17 protein-coding genes and 3 pseudogenes are annotated in these 19,288 nt (G+C 60.6%); 11 read left to right on the forward strand and 9 right to left on the reverse strand.

Annotation, left to right across the window (positions count from 1 at the left end; genetic code table 11):
- Positions 1-234: 234 nt before the first annotated feature.
- Positions 235-615 (reverse strand): RidA family protein, encoded by a 381-nt coding sequence (locus tag CIB54_RS18525; protein WP_101220606.1) that lies wholly within the window; start codon positions 613-615, stop codon positions 235-237.
- 183 nt (positions 616-798) lie between these two features.
- Here CIB54_RS18525 and CIB54_RS28020 point away from each other — a divergent pair.
- Positions 799-1,566: pseudogene (locus CIB54_RS28020) on the forward strand (PAS domain-containing protein); the annotation flags it as partial.
- Positions 1,567-1,677: 111 nt separating this feature from the next.
- Positions 1,678-2,154: pseudogene (locus CIB54_RS28025) on the forward strand (methyl-accepting chemotaxis protein); the annotation flags it as partial.
- Positions 2,155-2,214: 60 nt separating this feature from the next.
- Here the strand turns inward: CIB54_RS28025 and CIB54_RS18535 are convergent.
- Positions 2,215-3,084 (reverse strand): isocitrate lyase/PEP mutase family protein, encoded by an 870-nt coding sequence (locus CIB54_RS18535; protein WP_065953491.1) that lies wholly within the window; start codon positions 3,082-3,084, stop codon positions 2,215-2,217.
- 292 nt (positions 3,085-3,376) lie between these two features.
- Between CIB54_RS18535 and CIB54_RS18540 the strand changes: the two genes are divergently transcribed.
- The 3 genes from CIB54_RS18540 (at position 3,377) to CIB54_RS18550 (ending at position 6,770) form a co-directional block, all read left to right on the forward strand.
- Positions 3,377-4,333: an ABC transporter substrate-binding protein gene (locus CIB54_RS18540; protein ID WP_101220607.1), complete on the forward strand. Its 957-nt coding sequence runs from the start codon at positions 3,377-3,379 to the stop codon at positions 4,331-4,333.
- Between the two features lie 23 nt (positions 4,334-4,356).
- Positions 4,357-5,679: an LLM class flavin-dependent oxidoreductase gene (locus CIB54_RS18545; protein WP_101220608.1), complete on the forward strand. Its 1,323-nt coding sequence runs from the start codon at positions 4,357-4,359 to the stop codon at positions 5,677-5,679.
- Between the two features lie 158 nt (positions 5,680-5,837).
- Entirely contained in the window at positions 5,838-6,770 is a 933-nt protein-coding gene (locus CIB54_RS18550; protein ID WP_101220609.1) for a cupin domain-containing protein, read from the forward strand.
- A 1-nt stretch (position 6,771) separates the two neighbouring features.
- Here the strand turns inward: CIB54_RS18550 and CIB54_RS18555 are convergent, their stop codons facing one another.
- Entirely contained in the window at positions 6,772-7,677 is a 906-nt protein-coding gene (locus CIB54_RS18555) for a LysR family transcriptional regulator (protein ID WP_101220610.1), read from the reverse strand.
- Positions 7,678-7,867: 190 nt separating this feature from the next.
- Between CIB54_RS18555 and CIB54_RS18560 the strand changes: the two are divergent.
- From CIB54_RS18560 to CIB54_RS18575, 4 genes and pseudogenes are all read left to right on the forward strand, one after another.
- A pseudogene (locus CIB54_RS18560) lies at positions 7,868-8,220 on the forward strand (zinc-binding dehydrogenase); the annotation flags it as partial.
- Between the two features lie 139 nt (positions 8,221-8,359).
- Positions 8,360-10,099, forward strand: a complete 1,740-nt coding sequence (locus CIB54_RS18565; RefSeq protein WP_101220611.1) for a hydrogenase maturation protein — start codon at positions 8,360-8,362, stop codon at positions 10,097-10,099.
- 51 nt (positions 10,100-10,150) lie between these two features.
- Positions 10,151-10,768 (forward strand): dTMP kinase, encoded by a 618-nt coding sequence (locus tag CIB54_RS18570; RefSeq protein ID WP_101220612.1) that lies wholly within the window; start codon positions 10,151-10,153, stop codon positions 10,766-10,768.
- 170 nt (positions 10,769-10,938) lie between these two features.
- The gene (locus CIB54_RS18575) at positions 10,939-11,565 is read left to right on the forward strand and encodes a GNAT family N-acetyltransferase (RefSeq protein WP_101220613.1); all 627 of its coding nucleotides are present in this window, start codon (positions 10,939-10,941) and stop codon (positions 11,563-11,565) included.
- 47 nt (positions 11,566-11,612) lie between these two features.
- Here the strand turns inward: CIB54_RS18575 and CIB54_RS18580 are convergent, their stop codons facing one another.
- A complete protein-coding gene (locus CIB54_RS18580) occupies positions 11,613-12,191 on the reverse strand; it encodes a DUF1349 domain-containing protein (protein ID WP_420094162.1) in 579 nt (192 codons plus the stop codon).
- Positions 12,192-12,387: 196 nt separating this feature from the next.
- Here CIB54_RS18580 and CIB54_RS18585 point away from each other — a divergent pair, with 196 nt between their 5' ends.
- Positions 12,388-12,687 (forward strand): hypothetical protein, encoded by a 300-nt coding sequence (locus CIB54_RS18585; protein WP_065953501.1) that lies wholly within the window; start codon positions 12,388-12,390, stop codon positions 12,685-12,687.
- A gap of 61 nt (positions 12,688-12,748) precedes the next feature.
- Here CIB54_RS18585 and CIB54_RS18590 read toward each other — a convergent pair whose 3' ends face one another.
- The gene (locus CIB54_RS18590; RefSeq protein WP_101220615.1) at positions 12,749-13,330 is read right to left on the reverse strand and encodes a CGNR zinc finger domain-containing protein; all 582 of its coding nucleotides are present in this window, start codon (positions 13,328-13,330) and stop codon (positions 12,749-12,751) included.
- Positions 13,331-13,427: 97 nt separating this feature from the next.
- On the opposite strand from CIB54_RS18590, the gene CIB54_RS18595 reads away from it, so the two are divergent.
- Positions 13,428-14,363 carry an alpha/beta fold hydrolase gene (locus tag CIB54_RS18595; protein ID WP_101220616.1) on the forward strand — a complete coding sequence of 312 codons (936 nt, stop codon included), beginning with the start codon at positions 13,428-13,430 and terminating at the stop codon, positions 14,361-14,363.
- Between the two features lie 285 nt (positions 14,364-14,648).
- On the opposite strand, the gene CIB54_RS18605 is transcribed toward CIB54_RS18595, so the two are convergent.
- The 4 genes from CIB54_RS18605 to CIB54_RS18620 form a co-directional block, all read right to left on the reverse strand.
- On the reverse strand, positions 14,649-15,710 hold the full coding sequence (locus CIB54_RS18605; protein ID WP_101220617.1) for an SDR family oxidoreductase: 1,062 nt from the start codon (positions 15,708-15,710) through the stop codon (positions 14,649-14,651).
- A 111-nt stretch (positions 15,711-15,821) separates the two neighbouring features.
- Complete coding sequence (locus CIB54_RS18610; protein WP_101220618.1) at positions 15,822-16,154, reverse strand: isochorismate lyase; 333 nt, start codon at positions 16,152-16,154, stop codon at positions 15,822-15,824.
- Between the two features lie 29 nt (positions 16,155-16,183).
- On the reverse strand, positions 16,184-17,407 hold the full coding sequence (locus CIB54_RS18615) for a histidine decarboxylase (RefSeq protein ID WP_101220619.1): 1,224 nt from the start codon (positions 17,405-17,407) through the stop codon (positions 16,184-16,186).
- 39 nt (positions 17,408-17,446) lie between these two features.
- Complete coding sequence (locus CIB54_RS18620; protein ID WP_101220620.1) at positions 17,447-19,282, reverse strand: (2,3-dihydroxybenzoyl)adenylate synthase; 1,836 nt, start codon at positions 19,280-19,282, stop codon at positions 17,447-17,449.
- Positions 19,283-19,288: the final 6 nt, after the last annotated feature.

Below are 19,288 nucleotides of genomic sequence, written 5' to 3' on the forward strand. Positions count from 1 at the left end.
CGGGTTGCCCACGGATTCAAGCCTGCGTTCGGCCAGCGTGGTTTGACGGGGCGCCTGAGATCAAGATCAAAAGCGCGGCGGCCTTAGAGCCGACCGGTATCTTGCGCCGATCCCGGTCAAAATGTGGGAGGGGGCTTGCCCCCGATGGCGGTGGGTTAGTCACTGATGCACTCACTGACTCTCCCGCATCGAGGGCAAGCCCCCCCTCCCACATTTTCTGCAGCCCCTCAGGCATCAGGCCTTGGCGGCCATTGCGGTGACTTCAACCCGCATGCCTTTGACGGCCAGTTCGGCAACGCCTACTGCCGCGCGTACCGGCCAGGGTTTGGCGAAAAAGCGCTTGTACACTTCGTTGAACGCGGCACGGTCAGCCATGTCGGTGAGGTAGATGGTCAGGTGCATCACCCGGTCCATGGAGCTCCCGGCTTTTTCCAGGGCGACTTTCAGCGCTTGCAGGGTGCATTCGCTTTGCCGTGTGATATCGCCCAGTTCCAGGCTGCCGTCGGCGTGGGTCGGAATCTGGGTGGAAACCAGGATGCCGTTGAAGCCGATCACGTCGGAGGAGATGGACTCCGCATGCGGATCAGGGGTGAACTGTAGATCGTGGTTTGCCATGAAAACCTCTCGCGTTGGCGTAAACGTTGCCGGGCAGTCTAACCATTGAGGCCCTGCGGGTCACGATGGCGCCCAGTAGTTTTTCTGACGTCAAAAAAGAAAACTCCATCCCGGGTAAAGTCGCTTAAAGCCGCGCCGATAGCGTGTTAGAGACCGATTCTCCGCATGGCTGAGGGCAACATCATGTTCAACGCGAAACTCAAACAAGAACTGGCGGCCAGGACGGTCGAAGTCGATGAGTACAAAGGACTGATTGCTGCACTCGAACGCTCCATGGCCGTCGTCGAATTCGACCTCAACGGCAAGGTGCTGCGTGCCAATGATAATTTTCTGAATACCCTGGGCTACAGCCGCGAGCAATTGGCCGGCAAGACCCATCGCGATTTTTGCTCCCCCGCCCTCATCGGCAGCCCGGCCTACGCTCAATTATGGAGCGACCTGCGCGCCGGCAAGTTTGTGTCCGGCACCTTCAAGCGCGTGCATAGCAGCGGCGCGACCATTTGGCTGGAGGCCAGCTATAACCCGCTGCTGGATGAGCGTGGGCAGGTGCTGAAGGTGGTCAAGTACGCGCTGGATGTCACCGCCAAGGTCGAGCAGGAAGCCGCCACCCGCAGCAAACTCGCCGCACTGGACCGGGCGATGGCGGTGATCGAGTTCGATTTGAGCGGCCAGGTGCTGGACGCCAATGCCAACTTCCAACACGTCATGGGGTATTCGCTGGCGGAACTCAAAGGTAAACATCACCGTTTGTTTTGCGAGCCGAGCCTGATCAACAGCAGTGAATACGCTGATTTCTGGCGACGTTTGAACAACGGTGAGTTTTTCACCGGTCAGTTCAAGCGACTCGGCAAACACGGCCGGGTCCTGTGGCTGGAGGCCAGTTACAACCCGGTCTACGACGGCGACGGCAAGTTGGTCAAGATCGTCAAGTTCGCCAGCGATATCACCGAGCGCGTCGAGAAGTTCGAGGAGGACTCGCGCGGGGCGTCGCGGGCTTATCATATTTCATCGGAAACCGAACGCTTTGCCGAGCACGGCACTCAGGTCATTCAGGATACCGCCACCGAGATGCGCCGCATTGCCGACAATATCGGCGCATCGGCGCGGCTGGTGGGGCAGTTGGGCGATCGCTCGGAACAGATCACCGCGATCGTCAATACCATTCGCGGGATTGCCGACCAGACCAACCTGTTGGCGCTCAACGCCGCCATTGAGGCTGCACGCGCCGGTGATCAGGGACGCGGCTTTGCGGTGGTGGCCGATGAGGTCAGGCAACTGGCGGGGCGTACCAGCCGCTCCACTGCGGAAATCGCTGAGATGATCGGCATGATCCTGACCGAAACCCGGGATGCCGTGAGCAGCATGAACGCTACCCAGGAAGGTGCGCAGCGCGGGGTGAGCCTGGCCGATCAGGCCGGATCGGTGATTTTGCAGATCCGCACCAGCACCAGCGATGCGGTGCAGGCGGTGAGCATGTTTGCGTCCAAGCTGGACGAGTCGGAAGTTATTCCAAAGGCCGCAGTGGGCTGGGTGGGTTGATGCTGATCCACTGAAAGCGCGCGCCGGTACTGATCGCCAGGACCAGCACCGGCGCGGTCTTTACTCTTTCACATCCATGAACTCTTCAGCCCACGCCACATAGCTTTCCGGCAATGTGTAGGTGTGGGTCAACTCCGTGGCGCTGAGGTTCGAGGTGCTGTGGGTGAGCTGGCGTTGCGCACGCAGGCTGTCGTAAGTGGCCTTGATCGCGGCAAAGTAGGCGCCATGCCCGGCCACCACAATACGCACGCCCAGGCTGGCCAGGCGCTCGCTGTCATGCAGCTGCGGGTTGCCGTAGGTCACCAGCATCAGCGGTACCGTGAGCTTTTCGGCGATTTTTTCCAGGTGCTCGAAGTCTTTGACGCCGACCATGCAGATCCCGTCGGCGCCGGCCTTTTCGTAGGCCTGGGTGCGGGCGATCACGTCTTCGGTGGGCAACACGCCGGCGTTGGTGCGGGCAATGATCGACAGTTCTGGGTCGACACGCGCTTCGAGGGCCGCCTTGACCTTGCCGATGCCTTCCTCGACGGAGATCAAATCCGTGGATTTACGCCCGAATTGCGCAGGCAACAGGGTGTCTTCGATGGTCAGCGCCGCAACGCCGGCGCGTTCCAATTCTTCAACCGTACGCATCACGTTGAGGGCGTTGCCGTAGCCGTGGTCGGCGTCGGCAATGAACGGCAACTGCGCGACACGGCCGATACGGGTGGCCTGCTCGACGAACTCACTCAGGGTAATCAACGCAAAATCGGGTGCCGCCAGTACCTGCAGGGAGGCGACGGAGCCGCCGAGGATACCGACCTCAAAGCCCAGGTCAGCCGCGATACGCGCGGACATGGGGTCGAAAACCGAGGCGGTTTCGACACAGATTGGCTTGGCAAGCAGTTCGCGGAAGTTGCGGCGCAGCGCTGAGTGAGAAATCTTGGGCATGGTCTTTCCTGGCTTTGGTCATCGTCAAGTGACGATCAATGTCTATTCGTGGTGGCGCGAGATTACCACGGCGACGGGCAGGGGTTTATGACGTTTGAGCGTTTAGCAGGGAAGGAAGGGGCAACCGAGATAGGTGGTTAAAATGCAACAACTGCATTTTTACAGCATTAGGTTATGCACTAAAGATATTTTACAAGGCATTCTTATAACCTCATCGTAGCCCCCACAACGACCCCCGAGACCGCACGCGCGGATCGACCTGAAGTGCCTCACACGGCATCTGGAGACGAACGTGCGTTACCTGACAACACTGGCGGCCGCGCTGGCCACCGCATTGATCTGCCTGGGCGCGCATGCGCAAACGCTGGTTGTGGGCGACCAGAGCTACAACGCCCAGGCCGCGATGGAAGCGGCAGGGGTGCTGGATGACTTGCCGTACACCCTTGAGTGGAAACAATTCACTGCCGGATCGCCGGTGGCCGAAGCGCTCAATGTCGGCAGCCTGGATATAGGCCTGCTCGGCGACGCGCCCGTGTTGTTCCTGGGCGCATTGGGCGCGCCGATCAAGGTGATTGCCCTCAGCCGGCAAAACCTGGCGGGCGTGGCCATTCTGGTGAAACAGGATTCGCCGATCCACAGCCTGGCGGACCTTGCAGGCAAACGCGCCGCCATCTGGAAAGGCTCCTGGAGTCAGCAACTGCTGCTGAGCGCATTGGATAAAGCCGGTGTTGCCCGGGACGCCCTGGAGCTGCGCTACCTCAGTGCACTGGATGCCTCCCATGCGCTGGAAGGCGGTGCGGTCGACGTCATCGCTACCTGGGAACCCTATGTCACCCAACAGGAACGTCAAGGTGCGCGCGTACTGGCGACGGCAGAAGGGTTGATCCCGGCGCAGAGTTTTATCGCCGCCAACGCCACGGCGGTCGAAAGCAAGCGTGCGCCCATCAGCGACTTTCTCCAGCGCCTGAAAAAAGCCCGCGACTGGGCACGCCAAAGTCCGGCCAACACCAATGCCTACGCCGACGCCTGGTCCAGACGCACCCGCGCCGACGCTGATATTGCACGCGTCTGGTTTGCCCGGGCGCGCACCACCGTCGAGCCGCTGAACGCCCAGGCGCCCATTGAAGCGCAGAAGACCGTGGACTTTTTCGCCAGCCAGGGCCTGGTCAAATCGTTCCCGGCCGCCAGCCTGTTCGACCCCTCATTCAGCGCGGCCCTGCAGCCGGCCGTCGCACAAACACAGCCCTGAATACCCCAAGGATTGGCTCTGACATGACCACACGACAGCTCAAACTGGGCGCCTTGACCATGGGCAGCGGTGGCCCGGGCCGCCACAACCTGTGGCTCGATCCGCAATTGCCTGCCGACGCCAGCGTCAACATCGACTGGTATATCGATATCGCACGCCAGGCCGAGGCGGCGCTGTTCGACTTGATGTTCATCGTCGACAGCCAATTCATCACCCCGGGCTCGCCGTCCCATTACCTCAACCGCCTGGAGCCGCTGACATTGTTGTCGGCACTGGCCGTCAGCACGCGGCATATCGGCCTGGTCGGTACGCTGACGACTTCATACAACGCGCCCTATAACGTTGCGCGGCGCCTGGCCTCCCTGGACTTGATCAGCAAAGGCCGCGCCGGCTGGAACGTGGTGACCAGTGGCGACGCCGGCACTGCCGGCAATTACAGCCGTGACGAGCATTACGACTACACCACGCGCTACAGCCGCGCGGCCGAACACGTGCAGGTGGTGCAGGGGCTGTGGAACTCCTACGAGGACGACGCCTTTGTGCGCGACCGTGCCACCGGGCAATTTCTGGACCCGAGCAAACTGCACAGCCTCAATCACCAGGGCGAACACTTTTCAGTGGTCGGCCCATTGAATATCCAGCGCTCACCCCAGGGCCAGCCGGTGATATTCCAGGCTGGGGATTCCGAGCAAGGCCGCGACCTGGGCGCCGCGACAGCCGATGTGATCTTCACCCATGCCGCCAGCATCGAGCAGGGCCAGGCGTTCTACCGGGATATAAAGGGCAGGGCGCTGACCTCGGGCCGTGACCCCGAGCAACTGCTGATCATGCCGGGGGCCGAGGTGTATGTGGGCGACACCGATGCGCACGCCCGCGACATCGAGCAGCATTATCATCAGGTCGACCATAGTTTCGAGCTGGCACTCAAAGAGTTCGGACGTCATTTCGGCTGGCATGACTTCAGCCAGTACGACCTCGATGCACCCTTTCCTCAAGAGAGCCTGGAGGCTGCGCGCAGCAGCTTTTTCACCGCCGCCCAGCGCATTGCCGATCAGGCCCGCGAGAACGGCTTCACGCTGCGCCAGGCGGTGGAGTTTGGTCGCCAACTGCGTCCGGGCGCGTTCACAGGCACGGCCGACACGGTCGCGCAGAAAATGGCGGACTGGCTGCAGGCCCGTGCCGTGGACGGTTTCAACATCTACATCGGGCACCCGGAGCAATTTGCTCGATTTACCCGGGAGGTCATTCCGTTACTGCAGGAGCGGGGCGTTTACCGGACCGCGTATGAAGGGACGACATTGCGCGAGAGCCTGGGGCTGGACATTGCGCCGTATGCGCGGCGTTAAGTCAGGTGCCGTGAACGCTGAACAGTCACCGCCCCATTTGGCATAACTGCTGTGCGGATCAAGGGATTAATCGGCAGACGCGTCGTGCCTATAGTTCACTCACCCACGCAGCGCATTCAACCGCGCTGCGCAACCAGCCCCGGACTGAGGTGAGCCTGATGAACCGTGAATTCGATCCCGCCCTGAGCGCTATCAACCAAGTGGACGCCGAGTACTTCGAGTACAGCAAGGCGGCCAACCCTATCAGTGCCAATCTCATCCCGCGCATTCCCTATCACAGCTTTCCCGCCTCGCTGTACGACAGCGGCCCTTCGCGCGTGGTACCGCTGGACCTCAGCGACGCCCTGGGCTGTGAAGGCCCGGCGACCGGTCCGGGCTTGTGCGCGAACTTCATGCGGCTTAATCGCGGCGATACGCTCACCTTGCACCCCAACGCCACTTCGCAGGTGTTCTATGTGATCGCGGGAGAGGGCCGTGCGGTTCAGGGTGAGTTCGTGATTGAATGGTCAACGGGCTGCTTTATCGCGCTGCCCGGCCTGCAGGAGGCGCAATTTTGCGCCAGCCAGGATGCGCGTCTCTACTATGTGCACGACGAACCCTTGTTGCGTTACCTGGGCGTGACCGCCAGCGCCGAGCGTTTTACCCCAACCTTGTACCCGGCGGCACTGGCCAACGCGAAGCTGCGTGAAGCAGCCGACGATCCGCGTGCCCAGGACCGCAGCCGCATCAGCATCCTGCTGGGCAACCGCAATTTCCCCCAAACCCGCACCGTGACGCATGTGCTGTGGGCGATGTATGGAATTCTGCCGGCCGGCTCGGTGCAAAAGCCCCACCGCCATCAGTCGATCGCCCTGGATTTCATCATTGACTGCCCGCCCGGTTGCTACTCCCTGGTGGGAACCGAGCTGGAGGCGGACGGGCAGATTCGCAACCCGGTGCGGGTCGACTGGGCGCCTGGCCTGGCCTTCGTGACGCCGCCGGGGTATTGGCATGCGCACTTCAACGAAGCCGACACCGAGGCGTTCCTGATCCCGATTCAGGACGCGGGGCTGCAAACCTACCTGCGTGCCTTGGATATTCGCTTCAGCTGAGTCATTTCCAGTCCGGTGTCTCGCCCAGGCGCTCAACGATAAAGTCGATAAAACACCGGACCTTGGAAGACACGATGCGTTTGGGCGGGTAGACGAACCACACGGCAAATGCCCGCTCGGCGCCCTGGATGCGCCATTGCGGCAGCCACACCACCAACTCGCCGGCCTTGAGGCTGCGGGCCACCAGCCAGTCCGGCAACAGCGCGAACCCCAAGCCCTGGCGCGCGGCGATCAATTGCGCGTCCAGGTCATTGATCCGGATGCAGTCGCCATGCACCAACGACGCTACCCGGCTGTCGGCGACGAAGGTGATATCACTCGCGGCCTGTGTGCCCAGTATTGCGGGCACACTGGCAAGATCGGTGGGCGTCGAGGGCGGCGGGTGCTGCATGGCGAATGCCGGACTCACCACCAGGCGGTAGTGGCCGTCGCAGAGTTTGCGCGCTTTGAGCGTGGAATCGGCCAGCGCGCCAATGCGGATGGCGAGATCGACACCGGCATGAATCAGGTTGACCTGGGCGTTATCCAGCACCAGCTCGACGCTGATCTGCGGGTAGCGCAGGCGAAAGTCGCTCAAGGCCGGAAGGATATGATGACGGGCAAAGGCCGGCGGCAGGTTGAGCTTCAACACCCCGCGCGGGTGTTGATTCAACGCCGACGTCGCCGCCTTGGCGTGTTCCAGTTCCTCGAGCACTCTGCGGGCGTGCATCAGGAACGTCTGGCCACCTTCGGTCAGGTGCAGGGTACGTGTGGAACGGTTGAACAGCGCGATGCCCAGGTCCTGCTCAAGGTCCTTCACGTAGCGTGAAACAGTGGAGGCCTTGATGCCCAGGCGTTCGGCTGCGCGGGAGAAGTTATTGCCTTCAGCGGCTTCGACGAAAGCGGTCAGGGCGGCGAAATAATCCACGGGTGGCCTCGGGGCAGGGCGGGCAGAGGTGCAGGTTGTGGATGTTTGCCTCGTGCTGTCAACTCGAACAGCCAAGCTGGCTGTGGCGGTAATCTGGCTGTGGGAGGGGGCTTGCTCCCGATGAGGGAGTCTCAGTCAATGCATCTTTGACTGGCCCACCGCTAACGGGAGCAAGCCCCCTCCCACATTGCAAGTATTGAAGCTTACCGACGGCAAGGGCGTGGACCTGCTTCTTGAAGTCGCCGGTGGCGAAGGTATCAACGACTCCGTCCAGGCAACCAGAGTGGGTGGCCGCATTGCGCAGATTGGCTTCCTGACCGCGCAAACGGCTAACCTGAAGTTGATGCCGCTGATCTTCCGCCAAACCACCCTGCGTGGCATTGCGGTTGCCCCACGCGCGTCATTCGATCGGATGAACGAGTGCCTCAACACCCATCACATCCGTCCGGTGATCGATCACGTCTACCCCTCGAACAGGCGCGTGAGGCCTACGAGCACCTGGCGCGCGGCCCATTCGGCAAGGTCGTTATCAAGGTCAGCTAAAATAGAGTTACCAGCGGGGCTCATCATTGATCCTGATCAGGTGTCCTTGCAGGCCCGCTCTGTACCATCAGGCCTCCATCGAAGACCAGGGACGGTTCAACGTGCGTCTCTGGTCGCGCATCTCAAGGACGAGTCAGCCATGCGATCAGTGAAGATCCTTTTATTATCATCGGCATTCAACGGTTTGACCCAGCGGGCCTGGCTGGATTTGCGCCAGGCGGGTCATGATCCCAGTGTTGTCGTGTTCACGGACGAAACCTCCGTGTGTCAGCAGATCGAGGACTCAGGCGCGGACCTGGTGATCTGCCCTTTTTTGAAGGACCGTGTGCCCCGGCAACTGTGGAGCCACCCGCAGCGCCCGGTGGTGATCATCCATCCAGGCATTGTCGGCGACCGTGGCGCCAGTGCGCTGGACTGGGCCATCACCCGGCAGCTCGGCCGCTGGGGCGTCACGGCGCTGCAGGCGGTCGAGGAAATGGATGCCGGGCCGATCTGGTCGACCTGTGAGTTCGACATGCCCGCCAATGTGCGCAAATCCGAGTTGTACAATGGCCCGGTGAGTGACGCCGCGATGGTGTGCATCCGCGACGTGGTGGAAAAATTCGCCAAGGGCTTCGTCCCGGTCCCCCTCGACTACACGCAACCCAGTGTTATCGGGCGTTTGCAGCCGAACATGACCCAGGCTGACCGGACCTTCAGTTGGTTCGATTGCGCAGCTTTCATCAAGCGCAGTATCGACGCCGCCGATGGCCAGCCCGGTGTGTTGGCCAGCCTCCAGGGCGGCCAGTATTACCTGTACGACGCGCACCTGGATTCACGCCAGGGGACGCCGGGAGAAATCCTTGCGGTACAGGACGACGCCGTGCTGGTGGCGACCGGGGATCACAGCGTCTGGATCGGCTCACTCAAACGCAAGGCCCAGCCAGGGGAAGAAACCTTCAAGCGGCCGGCGCGGCATGTGCTGGCCGAGGGCCTGGCCGGTATTCCGGTGCTTGATAGCGCCATCGCCCGCCAGACGTTCAATCGGCAGGCCTATCAACCGATCCGCTACCGGGAGTTCGGTCACGTCGGCGAACTGACGTTTGAGTTCTACAACGGTGCCATGAGCACTGAACAATGCCAGCGGCTGGTGGCTGCGTTGCGCTGGGCCAAGGGGCGAGACACCCAGGTGTTGTTGATCAAGGGCGGTCGCGGCAGCTTTTCCAATGGGGTTCACCTTAACGTCATCCAGGCGGCCGAGGTGCCGGGGCTGGAAGCCTGGGCCAACATTCAAGCCATTGACGATGTCTGCCATGAGCTTCTGACGGCCAGGCAACTGGTGATCAGTGGCCTGACCGGCAGTGCGGGCGCAGGCGGCGTCATGCTCGCGCTGGCCGCCGATATCGTATTGGCACGCGAAGGCGTGGTGCTGAACCCTCATTACAAAAGTATGGGACTGTACGGTTCCGAATACTGGACCTACAGCCTGCCACGGGCCGTCGGCAGTGAAGTCGCGCACAGGCTCACCGAAGAATGCCTGCCCATCAGTGCTCTTCAGGCCCGGCACTATGGAATGATCCAGGACATCGGCCCCCGTTGCCCGCACGCATTCGGCCTGTGGCTCGCGCAACAAGCCGGCAGCGCGCTGAACGATGAGCGATACCTGCTCGCACGCACCCGTAAAGCCACGCTGGATATCGAACAGGTTGAGCGCTGTCGCGAACGGGAGCTGGCACAAATGCAGTTGGACATGGTGCAAGACCGCCAACAGTTTGCGCAAAAGTGCCGCAACTTCGTACTCAAGCGCAAAACCTGCCAGACCCCGCAGCGTCTGATTGCGGCATGGGCGTTGGGGTTCGAGACCGGGTTGCCGGAAAGCCAGAGAGGGATGGTCGGTTAAGCCAGTTGCGATGCTATGCTTGGCGTTTGGCAACAGGATGGCAAGGGAGCTATGAGTCGCCCGCTGTTCATTTCGCTGGACGGGCCCAAGGGCACCGGCAAGACCACGCTGCTGGAAGCGGTGACGGCAGCGCTGAGGGCCGATCATAAAAAGGTCGTCAGGCTGTGCGAAAAAAACAGCGATCCCCACCGGGGTGAAACCATGGGGCTGGTCAACCAGCTCGTCCGACATCCCGACCCGGCACTGGAGTGGGCGGTGTGTGAGCGGTTAGCCGATAGCCGTGGCTGGATTTCCAGGCACGTACTGCCTGAACAGCCTTCTGACAGCATCATCCTGATTGACCGCTGGTATCCGTCCGACGCGGCCTTTCGCCGGCTGATTCCGTTTGCGCAGATTCTGCAACTGAACCTCGACCGTCACGTGCAGGTACCGGACCTGCATGTCGGGGTTGTCACCCACGCGCACACTTCATGGGCGAGGGCAGCGGCACGCCGGCGTGGGCTGAACAGTACGGTGCTGCACACGCTGGAAGAACATGCCGCCTGCACCCATGCGTTCGAACGCGCGGTTGCCGATCACGGTTGGGTTTTATGCCGCAATGAGGGATCGATCGAGGAGGCGACGAGGCAGGTGGTTTGCGCGATAGATAACGTGCTGAGTCGGCGCTAGTGCGGCGCCCGTCAAGGTGACGCTGGCATCGTGTTCCAGTAGCGGTGAGAAATAGTCACCCAAGGTTTCGTCGCGAATTAACGCAAGGACGAACCAGCCAATGGTGCTATTTATTCAGAATCCGATAGAGATGACCTCGCCGGACGCTTACAAAGAATTGAGGATACAGGATGAAAGAAGGCTACCACTCAGTACCTGATGGCATGCTTGCTACAGTGGTCACGTCGCTGTCGATGACGTCGCGCCCTGGCTTGAGGCCGGAAACAGCCACACCCGCTTGGGATTTCGAGCGCGTGTTGAATCCTCAACCCGACGCCTACCGTGCGATTTATAAGAATGTTGGAGAAGATTGGCTGTGGTTCAGCCGCTTGGCCATGACCGATGACGGCTTGAACGAAATTATTCATTCGCCTGACGTGGACATCTACCACCTGCGTGGGCACAACGGCGGCGAAGGGCTGCTGGAGTTAGACTTTCGTCAGCCAGGCTCGTGCGAGCTGGCTTTTTTTGGTCTATCGAGTCCGTTGATTGGAGGGCCAGTTGGGCGTTGGCTGATGAACCGTGCTATCGAGCGCGCCTGGGCACGGCCTATCGAACGGTTCTGGGTTCATACCTGTACATTTGATCACCCCGCCGCGTTGGATTTTTATCGCCGATCAGGCTTCGAACCATTTTCCCGACAAGTTGAAATTTTCCAGGATCCCCGGTTGACTGGGTTGGTCAACGCAAAAGCGGCGCAGCATGTGCCGCTGATACGCGGCGCTACATGCCTTGACGAGCCGCTACCTTGCGCTTGACAGGCCTTGCGGCAAAAGCCTCCCTGCGGCTCGCAAGGTGTATGTGCCTAGCTCAAATCATGCAGATCTCGCCCGAGAGGCTGGGTTAAAGACCATTCAGAAAACCTTACCCTCAAACCCTGGCGCTGCGGTGTGCAGCACATGGGGCCAACGGTATAGATTTTCGCCTCTGGGAAGGGCGCAAGCCTGAGCAATGGCCAAGTCACGCCATCGGTTGAATACTGCAAGCGCAGCACACCCCCGGAAACGGTTATGCGAAGCCAAAAATCGTCCGGCTTGCCGGGGAAGCAGCCAGGCGCCCAGTCCGACTGACCTTGGGTCAGCACGCTGCTGATCATAGGGGTTCCGTCATTGATTTCTATGCCTGCCTTGAGCCAAGTCTTCTCATCGAGCCTGACCATCATTCCTGCCTGATCGTACAGCTCGCGCAAGTCAGCGTTGACTCTGACCTGGGCCGTAAAGGCGCCTGACGTCGCAAATCCCAGGAAGTGTCCGCTATCGCGTATGAACCCGTAGTGCGTTTCACGCCAAAAGTCGGTTTGGGAGTCGGTAACCACCTCCAGGGAACCGTCAGTGAAGGCTAGGCAACGGTTCGGTTTATTCAGCCAATCAGCGGTTCGCCAAATTGACGTTTCAACGTCCTGACAGACCTCTGCGGTTTGAGTTGTATCCACCCTGCTGCCTCCAGAATTCATTAGCCGGACCTGCGTTGCAAACCAGGCCTTTCACTGCGCCGGTTCGAAGCTTACCGATGGGTCATTTGGAACGACCCACTCTGCCGATCAGTCTACCTGTATCTACTCATGGCTAAGGTACAGCGCAATGGATAAGACAATCACCGCCGATAAACTGGCTACCACCGACCTTGAGTCAATCAACGAAATATGGCTCGGCGGGACGCATACCCAGCTGTGCCTGTGGCGTGGCAAACAAGCCTTCACCCACGAAATGATGAGCGAGGGCACCCACGATCAGAATATCCGACGCCTGTGCTTGCAGTTGGTCAACCCTGACGATCAAGCCGCCGTCGCCAGCATTGAGGCAACTGTGCGCGAACGCCTGAAAAAAATCGGCAAGGAGGGCGAGTTTTATCCGGCTGAGGAAGCGGACACTCATCAATAAAAAAGGGGCGACCATTCATGGGGCGCGCATCGCCCTCGGCGGATACGGGCGGCGAGAACGATCAAGGTTTATTCCTGGAACGAAACGCCGCCACCTTCATCCGGTTGCCGCAGGTCGCCATGCTGCACCAGCGGCGGCGGTGTGATTTGCTCAGGTCATGGAACAGCAGCACGCAGTCGTGGGCCTCGCACTGCCGGACGTATTCAAACTTATCGTGAGTGACCAAGCCCACCAGCGCCTCGGTCACCGGCCCAAGCAGGCTGGCCGGACTGCTGTCCCGAGGATAAGTGGCAGCTCGAAATGCCTTCTTCTCCTGTTCCCATTCCAGCCGGCTCACCGGCTGCCCCGCTTCAAGCACCTGGTTGATCACCGCAAGATCGACGGCAACGCCTGTCATTGCGGCATTCACCACCGCCCTTGAACTCGCGCGAAGCGTGCGAGCGAGCGCCAGCAGCCCACTCGGAGCCTGCAGCTCAACGTGCTCGGACAACAGCCCCGCTTGCGCCAGCCAACTCATGACGCTGTGATCATCGACGAAGCAGTCATGGCGCTGATCACCCACCCCGTACTCGGAGTTGATGAAATCGAGGGCAAGGTTGTCAGCCAGAAAAAGTGCGCCTGAAGCAGTGCTGTTCGGATTCATGGGGCGGCCTGTAACCAATAAATTATGTTTGACAGGTTACCAAATCCGGGAATAACCTTCAAACACCAACTTTAACGGTTACACAGGAAGCCACATCATGACTACGTCCAACGCCTCCATGGCCGCTGCCGGGCTCGCCGCCTCCTTGCTGATGAGCAGCGCTATCGCCGACAACACAGTGCATTACCGCTATGAGCAGGTCGGTGACGTAAAGGTGTTCTACCGCGAGGCCGGCGACCCCAGCGCGCCGACCGTGTTGCTGCTGCACGGCTTCGCCGGTTCATCCTTCATGTTCCGCGAACTCATGCCCGAGCTTGCCGACCGCTATCACGTCATCGCGCCAGACCTGCCGGCATTTGGCTTCACCCAAGCCCCTCCACGCGGCGAATACGCCTACACCTTCAGCCAACTGGCCAAGACCATCGGCCAGTTCACCGAACAGCTCAAACTCGATAAATACGCGCTGATGGTCCACGACTATGGCGCCCCCGTGGGCTGGCGCATGGCCAGCGCCCATCCGGAGCGGGTGACCGCGATCATTTCCCAAAACGGCAACGCGTACGAAGAAGGCCTGGGCAAAGGATGGGCGCCTATCCAACGCTACTGGCACGCCCCGACCCAAGAAAACCGTGAGGCCCTGCGCGACTTCCCAACCCCCGCCTCGATCAAGTGGCAGTACCTGGAAGGCGTGGCCGACCAAAGCGCGGTTTCACCCGATGGCTACACGCTGGAAGGGCTGCAAGTCTCCCGGCCGGGCAATGCCGACATCCAGCTCGACCTGTTGCTGGACTACGCCTCGAACGTAGCGATGTACCCGGCCTTCCAGGCGTACTTCCGCCAGTACCAGCCACCGCTGCTTGCGGTCTGGGGAAAGAACGACCCATTCTTCCTGCCGGCCGGCGCCGAGGCGTGGAAGCGCGATATTCCCAAGGCGGATATTCGTTTTTATGACACCGGGCACTTTGCGCTGGAAACCCATGGCAAGGAGATCATTCCTGTTATACGGGCGTTCCTCGACAAGAACCTGCGGTGACCAACGCAAACCCTTTGTAGGCGCGAACTTGCTCGCGAAGAACGTCAACGGTAACGACGCGACGCGGGTCTCACGCGTTACGGCCTCGCTCACGCGTTCGGCTGGAATCGCTGGCATTGGCCTGCGCGGCATTGGTTGCGGCAGGAGACGCGTTGACAAGCGCCGTTACATGCGCGAAATACCTTCAGATCGCCAGCGTCTGGTGCGATCACGAACGCTGGGCACTTCTGGCCGATTGATGCCTGCCGTGAGAGGCAACAAACGGCCTGGCGTCTCAGGAACGGCCTAGGGTATCAAGCGTGTCTCGCGTAGTTTGTCGAACACGTCGAAAAATGCCTGATCGCTCGCCTGGTAGGCGGTGAAGCCCATGGCACGGCTTTTCGACATGTCCGTGACCACTTCGATGGGTCGACCCAGGTCTGCATCGGTATGCCATGGGGATATCAGCCGACCGATATCGGCTTCTTTCAGCCCGAATTGCGCGACCATTTGCGTCCATACGGCTTGGTCGTCAGCCATCTGCCTGGCAAGGGGGGAGGGTGAAGCGGGATAATCGGCGGCAGGCACGTCGAAGTATTTGGCGATTCGGCTCCACATCCATTTCCAACGAAAGACATCGCCATTCGTGACGTTGAATGCCTGATTGGCCGCAGCCGGCGTAGTGGCCGCCCACAATTGTTGTTTGGCCAACTGCCGGGCATCCGTCATGTCGGTGAGGCTGTCCCACTGCACCCGTGACCCGGGAAACACAAAGGGGCGATGAGTGTGTTTGCAAATCGAGGCATAGACGGCGAGGGTAGTGGCCATGTTCATCGCGTTGCCTACGGCAACCCCGGTAACGGTATGCGGGCGGTGAACGCTCCAGGTGAAGCCGTCCTTTTCAGCAGCGGCGAAAAGTTCGTCTTCCTGGGCGTAGTAGAAGTTTTCGACGTCCAGACGGCCCTGGTCCTCGCGGAACGGTGTTTGCGGAAGGCTGCCGTTACCATAGGCTTCGAATGGGCCGAGGTAGTGTTTCAGGCCAGTAACCAACGCTACGTGCTCGACGCTCTTGGCCGGCCGGATGGCGGCCAGCACGTTGCGTACCATGGCGGCATTGACACGAATGTTCTCGGCCTCCGTGGCTTGCCGTGACCAGGTAGTAATGAACACATGCGTAGGCTTCAAACCCGCAAGCGCCTGTTCCAGCGAAGCAGGATCCTGAAGGTCTGCCGCCACGGGGATCACGCCTTGCGCTTGCGATGGGTGCCTGGACAGCGCGGCGACCTGCCAGTTGTTGTCGATTAATAACTGAGTGATGGCGCTGCCGACGATGCCGCTGGCACCGACGACCAAAGCTGTTTGGCTCATATGTTTCTCCTGGATTTAGATTTGGGAGTCCGCCTGAGTGACAGAGGTTCAACCTGAATCTGATCCGTCCAGCCTGGCGCATGGACTTGAATGCACGTGCCTTTCGATGCTTTAGCCGGCGTTTTCCATACTTCGCTGCGGATAAAGCGCTCGCCAATGTGAAATTTGCTGTTGGATATTCCAATAAATGATGTGCACGTAGAGTTTTTCCACAAAATCCACATCGAATCCAGTGTCGACGGCCCACGCGCGGCGGTCCTGCAGCATCGCCGCCACCCGTTCCGGCGCGGGGATCGCTTGTTCGTTGGCCTTGAAGCGCACGGCGGCCTTCACGTAACCCAAACGTTGTTGCAGTGACTCCAGGATCTGACGGTCGAAAAAGTCGATGCCCGCGCGGATGTCGGTGAGGCTTTCGCATGCCTCGGGTGTTTTCAGTGACGACATAGTGTTTGTCTCTAATAAAGGGTTCGGTTTCAGATGACGTCGAAGCGTGGGCACGCCAGCCGGGCAGCGGCGGGGGGCTGTTCATGGGCACTTTGATGAGCACGGGCGGCGCCCGTGCGCCAGGCATCGGTGTCACGCTCGGCGATGACCTCATCAATCAAGGCATCGATCATGCATTTGTCATGATGATGGGGCGTGGTGATCAAGTGCGCGGTGCCACCGGAGATGGCCAGGCAATACTTTTTCGCGATGCATTCGGACGGGCAGGGAAACACCACGGTGATGGAGTTCTCGTTGCGCCATGCATCGATGCCGGCGGCCTGGAAGCGATCCACGGCATATTGCGCCTGGTCCAGACAGTGGCGGACACGCTGGCGCCAGTCGGCGAACGAGTGGCTGCGCAGTGCCGCCCACATCATCAGCGGCGTGTGGCCATTGCGTGAGCCGCTGATGGTTTTGTCATGGGCCAGGATGTAGTCGACTTCTACGCAGATGCGCGCCACGTTCTTGCGCTTGGCGACCACGATGCCGCACGGGATCGGCGAACCAATCATCTTGTGCCCGGACACGCAGATCGAATCGATGCCGTCGGCAAACGTGAAGGGTTGCGGGTGGTCGACGAAGGGCAGGATCATCCCGCTCAGCGCCGCGTCGGCATGCAGGTAGTAGTCACGCCGGGCGATGCCCGCCAGTTGCAGTCGTTGCTGGATGGTCGCGATGTTGTCCACCGCGCCACGCATCGTCGTGCCGATATTGGCGAAGATGATCGGGTGACGTTCCTGGTCGGCGGCGATCTTGAGCATCAGGTCGTCGTAGTCGATCTCGCCGTTGGGCAGGGATTCGACGGCACGGCATTTGATGCGCAGCAGCTTGACGATCTTGGCCACCGAGTAGTGGGTGTCCCTGGAGTAATACAGGGTGCCGTCAGGGAACAGTTCGCGGGCCAGGTAGCAGCCGAACATATTGCCTTCGGTGCCGCCATTGGTGACGTAGCCCCAGCTGTCTTCGAGCGCAATGTCGAACAGCTCGGAGAAGTACGTCATCACGTCCTTTTCAAAGTCGAACGAGTTCAGCACATAGTTGCTGTACTCGTTCCAGTCCCCGCAATTGTTGATCGAAAACTGCAGGAAACGGTGCAACTGGGAGTAATCGAAATCGGCGGATTCGGGGTAGCCGATGTTGAAGTACTGATGGGTCACGCAGTGCTGCCAGAAGTGTTCAAGCCTTTTTTGGTCGGCCGTGGATAACGTCATCTCTAATTCCTTTTAAATCGACTGGGCGAAGCGGCCCGGTCAGGCCGCTTTTTGCCGCGTGTCCACCAGCGACCACCAACTGGCGAGCGTGGGCGAGTCGGCCAGCTCTTCAAAGGTGACGGCGATTCCACGCTCCTTGAGTTCGGCGGCGAGTTTCATCACTTGCAGGGAGTCGAGGCCGTAGAAAATCAGGTTTTCCTCGGGGTCCAGTTCTTCGCCGTCTTCGATCAATTGCAACACGCGGGTTTTCAGCCAGGCGCGGGTGGTTTGCGCCGCCAGCAGCTGGCGCAGCTGTTTCTTGTCGATCTTGCCCACGGCGGTGAGCGGCATGGTGTCGATCAGCCGGATGCGGTCGGGCAGTTTGTATTCGGCGATACCCAGTTCCATCAGGTGGCGACGCAGGGCGGGCGGCTTGAGGTTGGGATTGCACGAGACGACGAAGGCGCAGCTCTTTTCCCCCAGTGCGGCGTCGGGCATGGCGACCAGACCGGCGTGGGTGACGTCGGGGTGCAACACCATGAGGTTTTCGATCTCTTCGGAAGCGACTTTTTCGCCACCCCGGTTGATCTGGTCCTTGACCCGGCCGACGACGCGCAGGTCACCGCTGGGTGTCATTTGCACCAGGTCACCGGAATAGTAGTAACCCTCGTTATCGAAGGCCTGGGCGTTCTGTTCGGGGCTCTTGTAGTAGCCGCAGAAGGTGTAGGGACCGCGGGTAGCCAGCAGGCCGGGCTCGCCGTGCGCTACGGGCACACCGTGTTCATCGACGATTTTGATTTCGTCCCCCGGGCTGATCGGGCGGCCTTGGGTCGTAAAGATTTGCTCGTCGGTGTCATCCAGGCGGGTGTAGTTGATCAGGCCCTCGGCCATGCCGAACACCTGCTGCAGTTTGCAGCCGAGCACCCCGGGCACCTGGCGGGCCAGCGAGTCGGCGAACACGGCGCCGCCGACCTGGAGGAATTCAAGCGATTGCAGTTGCTCGGTGTGCTGCGGCGCGGCCTGCAGCCATAACGCGACGGCACTGGGCACCAGGGCGACGGTGTTGACTTCGTGGCGCTGGATTATTGCGAAGCAGCTCTGCGGTTCCGGGCTCGGCGCCATGATGACGGTACCGCCCGCGTACAACACGCCCAGGGCACCCGGCGAACTGAGCAGGAAATTATGCGCTGCCGGCAGGGCGCACAGGAAGCGTGTTTGTGCGGTCAGGCCGCACACCTCGGCACTGGTGCGGGCGTTGTAGTGGTAGTCATTGTGGGTGCGTGGAATGAGCTTGGGTGTACCGGTGCTGCCGCCGGACAACTGGAAGAGGGCCACTTCATCCGGTGCGCTGGGGGAGAAATCCACGCGCCTGTCGCTCGGGTTTTCGATCCAGGCAGCCAGGTTGTTGGGGGCGTGCTGTTCGCCGAGGAACAGCGTGACTTCAGGGCTTGCGCCGACTTCGTTGAGGTCGGCGAGGTAGCCGTCATCACGAAACACTTCATGCTCACGGGAGGCGATCAACAGCTTTGGCGTGATTTGCTTGGCGTAGCTTTTGAGCTCCAGTTTGCGATGGCTGTAGAGCGCGTTGAGCGGCACGATGCCGGCCTTGAGCAGCGCGAACAGCACAATGTAGAACTCGGCGATGTTGGGCAGTTGCACCAGCGCGGTGTCGCCGTGGCCAAGCCCGTTGGCGGCCAGGCGTGAGGCCAGGTTGGAGGACAGTTGGTCCAGCTCGCTATAACTGAAGCGACGCTCGCCGCAAATGATCGCGCAAGCCTGGGGCTGTGCCTGGCTGCGGGCCTGGAGCAGGTGGGTGAGGGGTTGATCGATCCAGTAGCCGTTTTCCCGATAGCGTTGTGCTCTTTCGAGGGGCCAGTGCGTGAATTCTAGGGTCATGAGGGT

The organism is Pseudomonas fluorescens (genome assembly GCF_002837185.1).
Classification (GTDB): Bacteria; Pseudomonadota; Gammaproteobacteria; order Pseudomonadales; family Pseudomonadaceae; genus Aquipseudomonas; species Aquipseudomonas fluorescens_AM.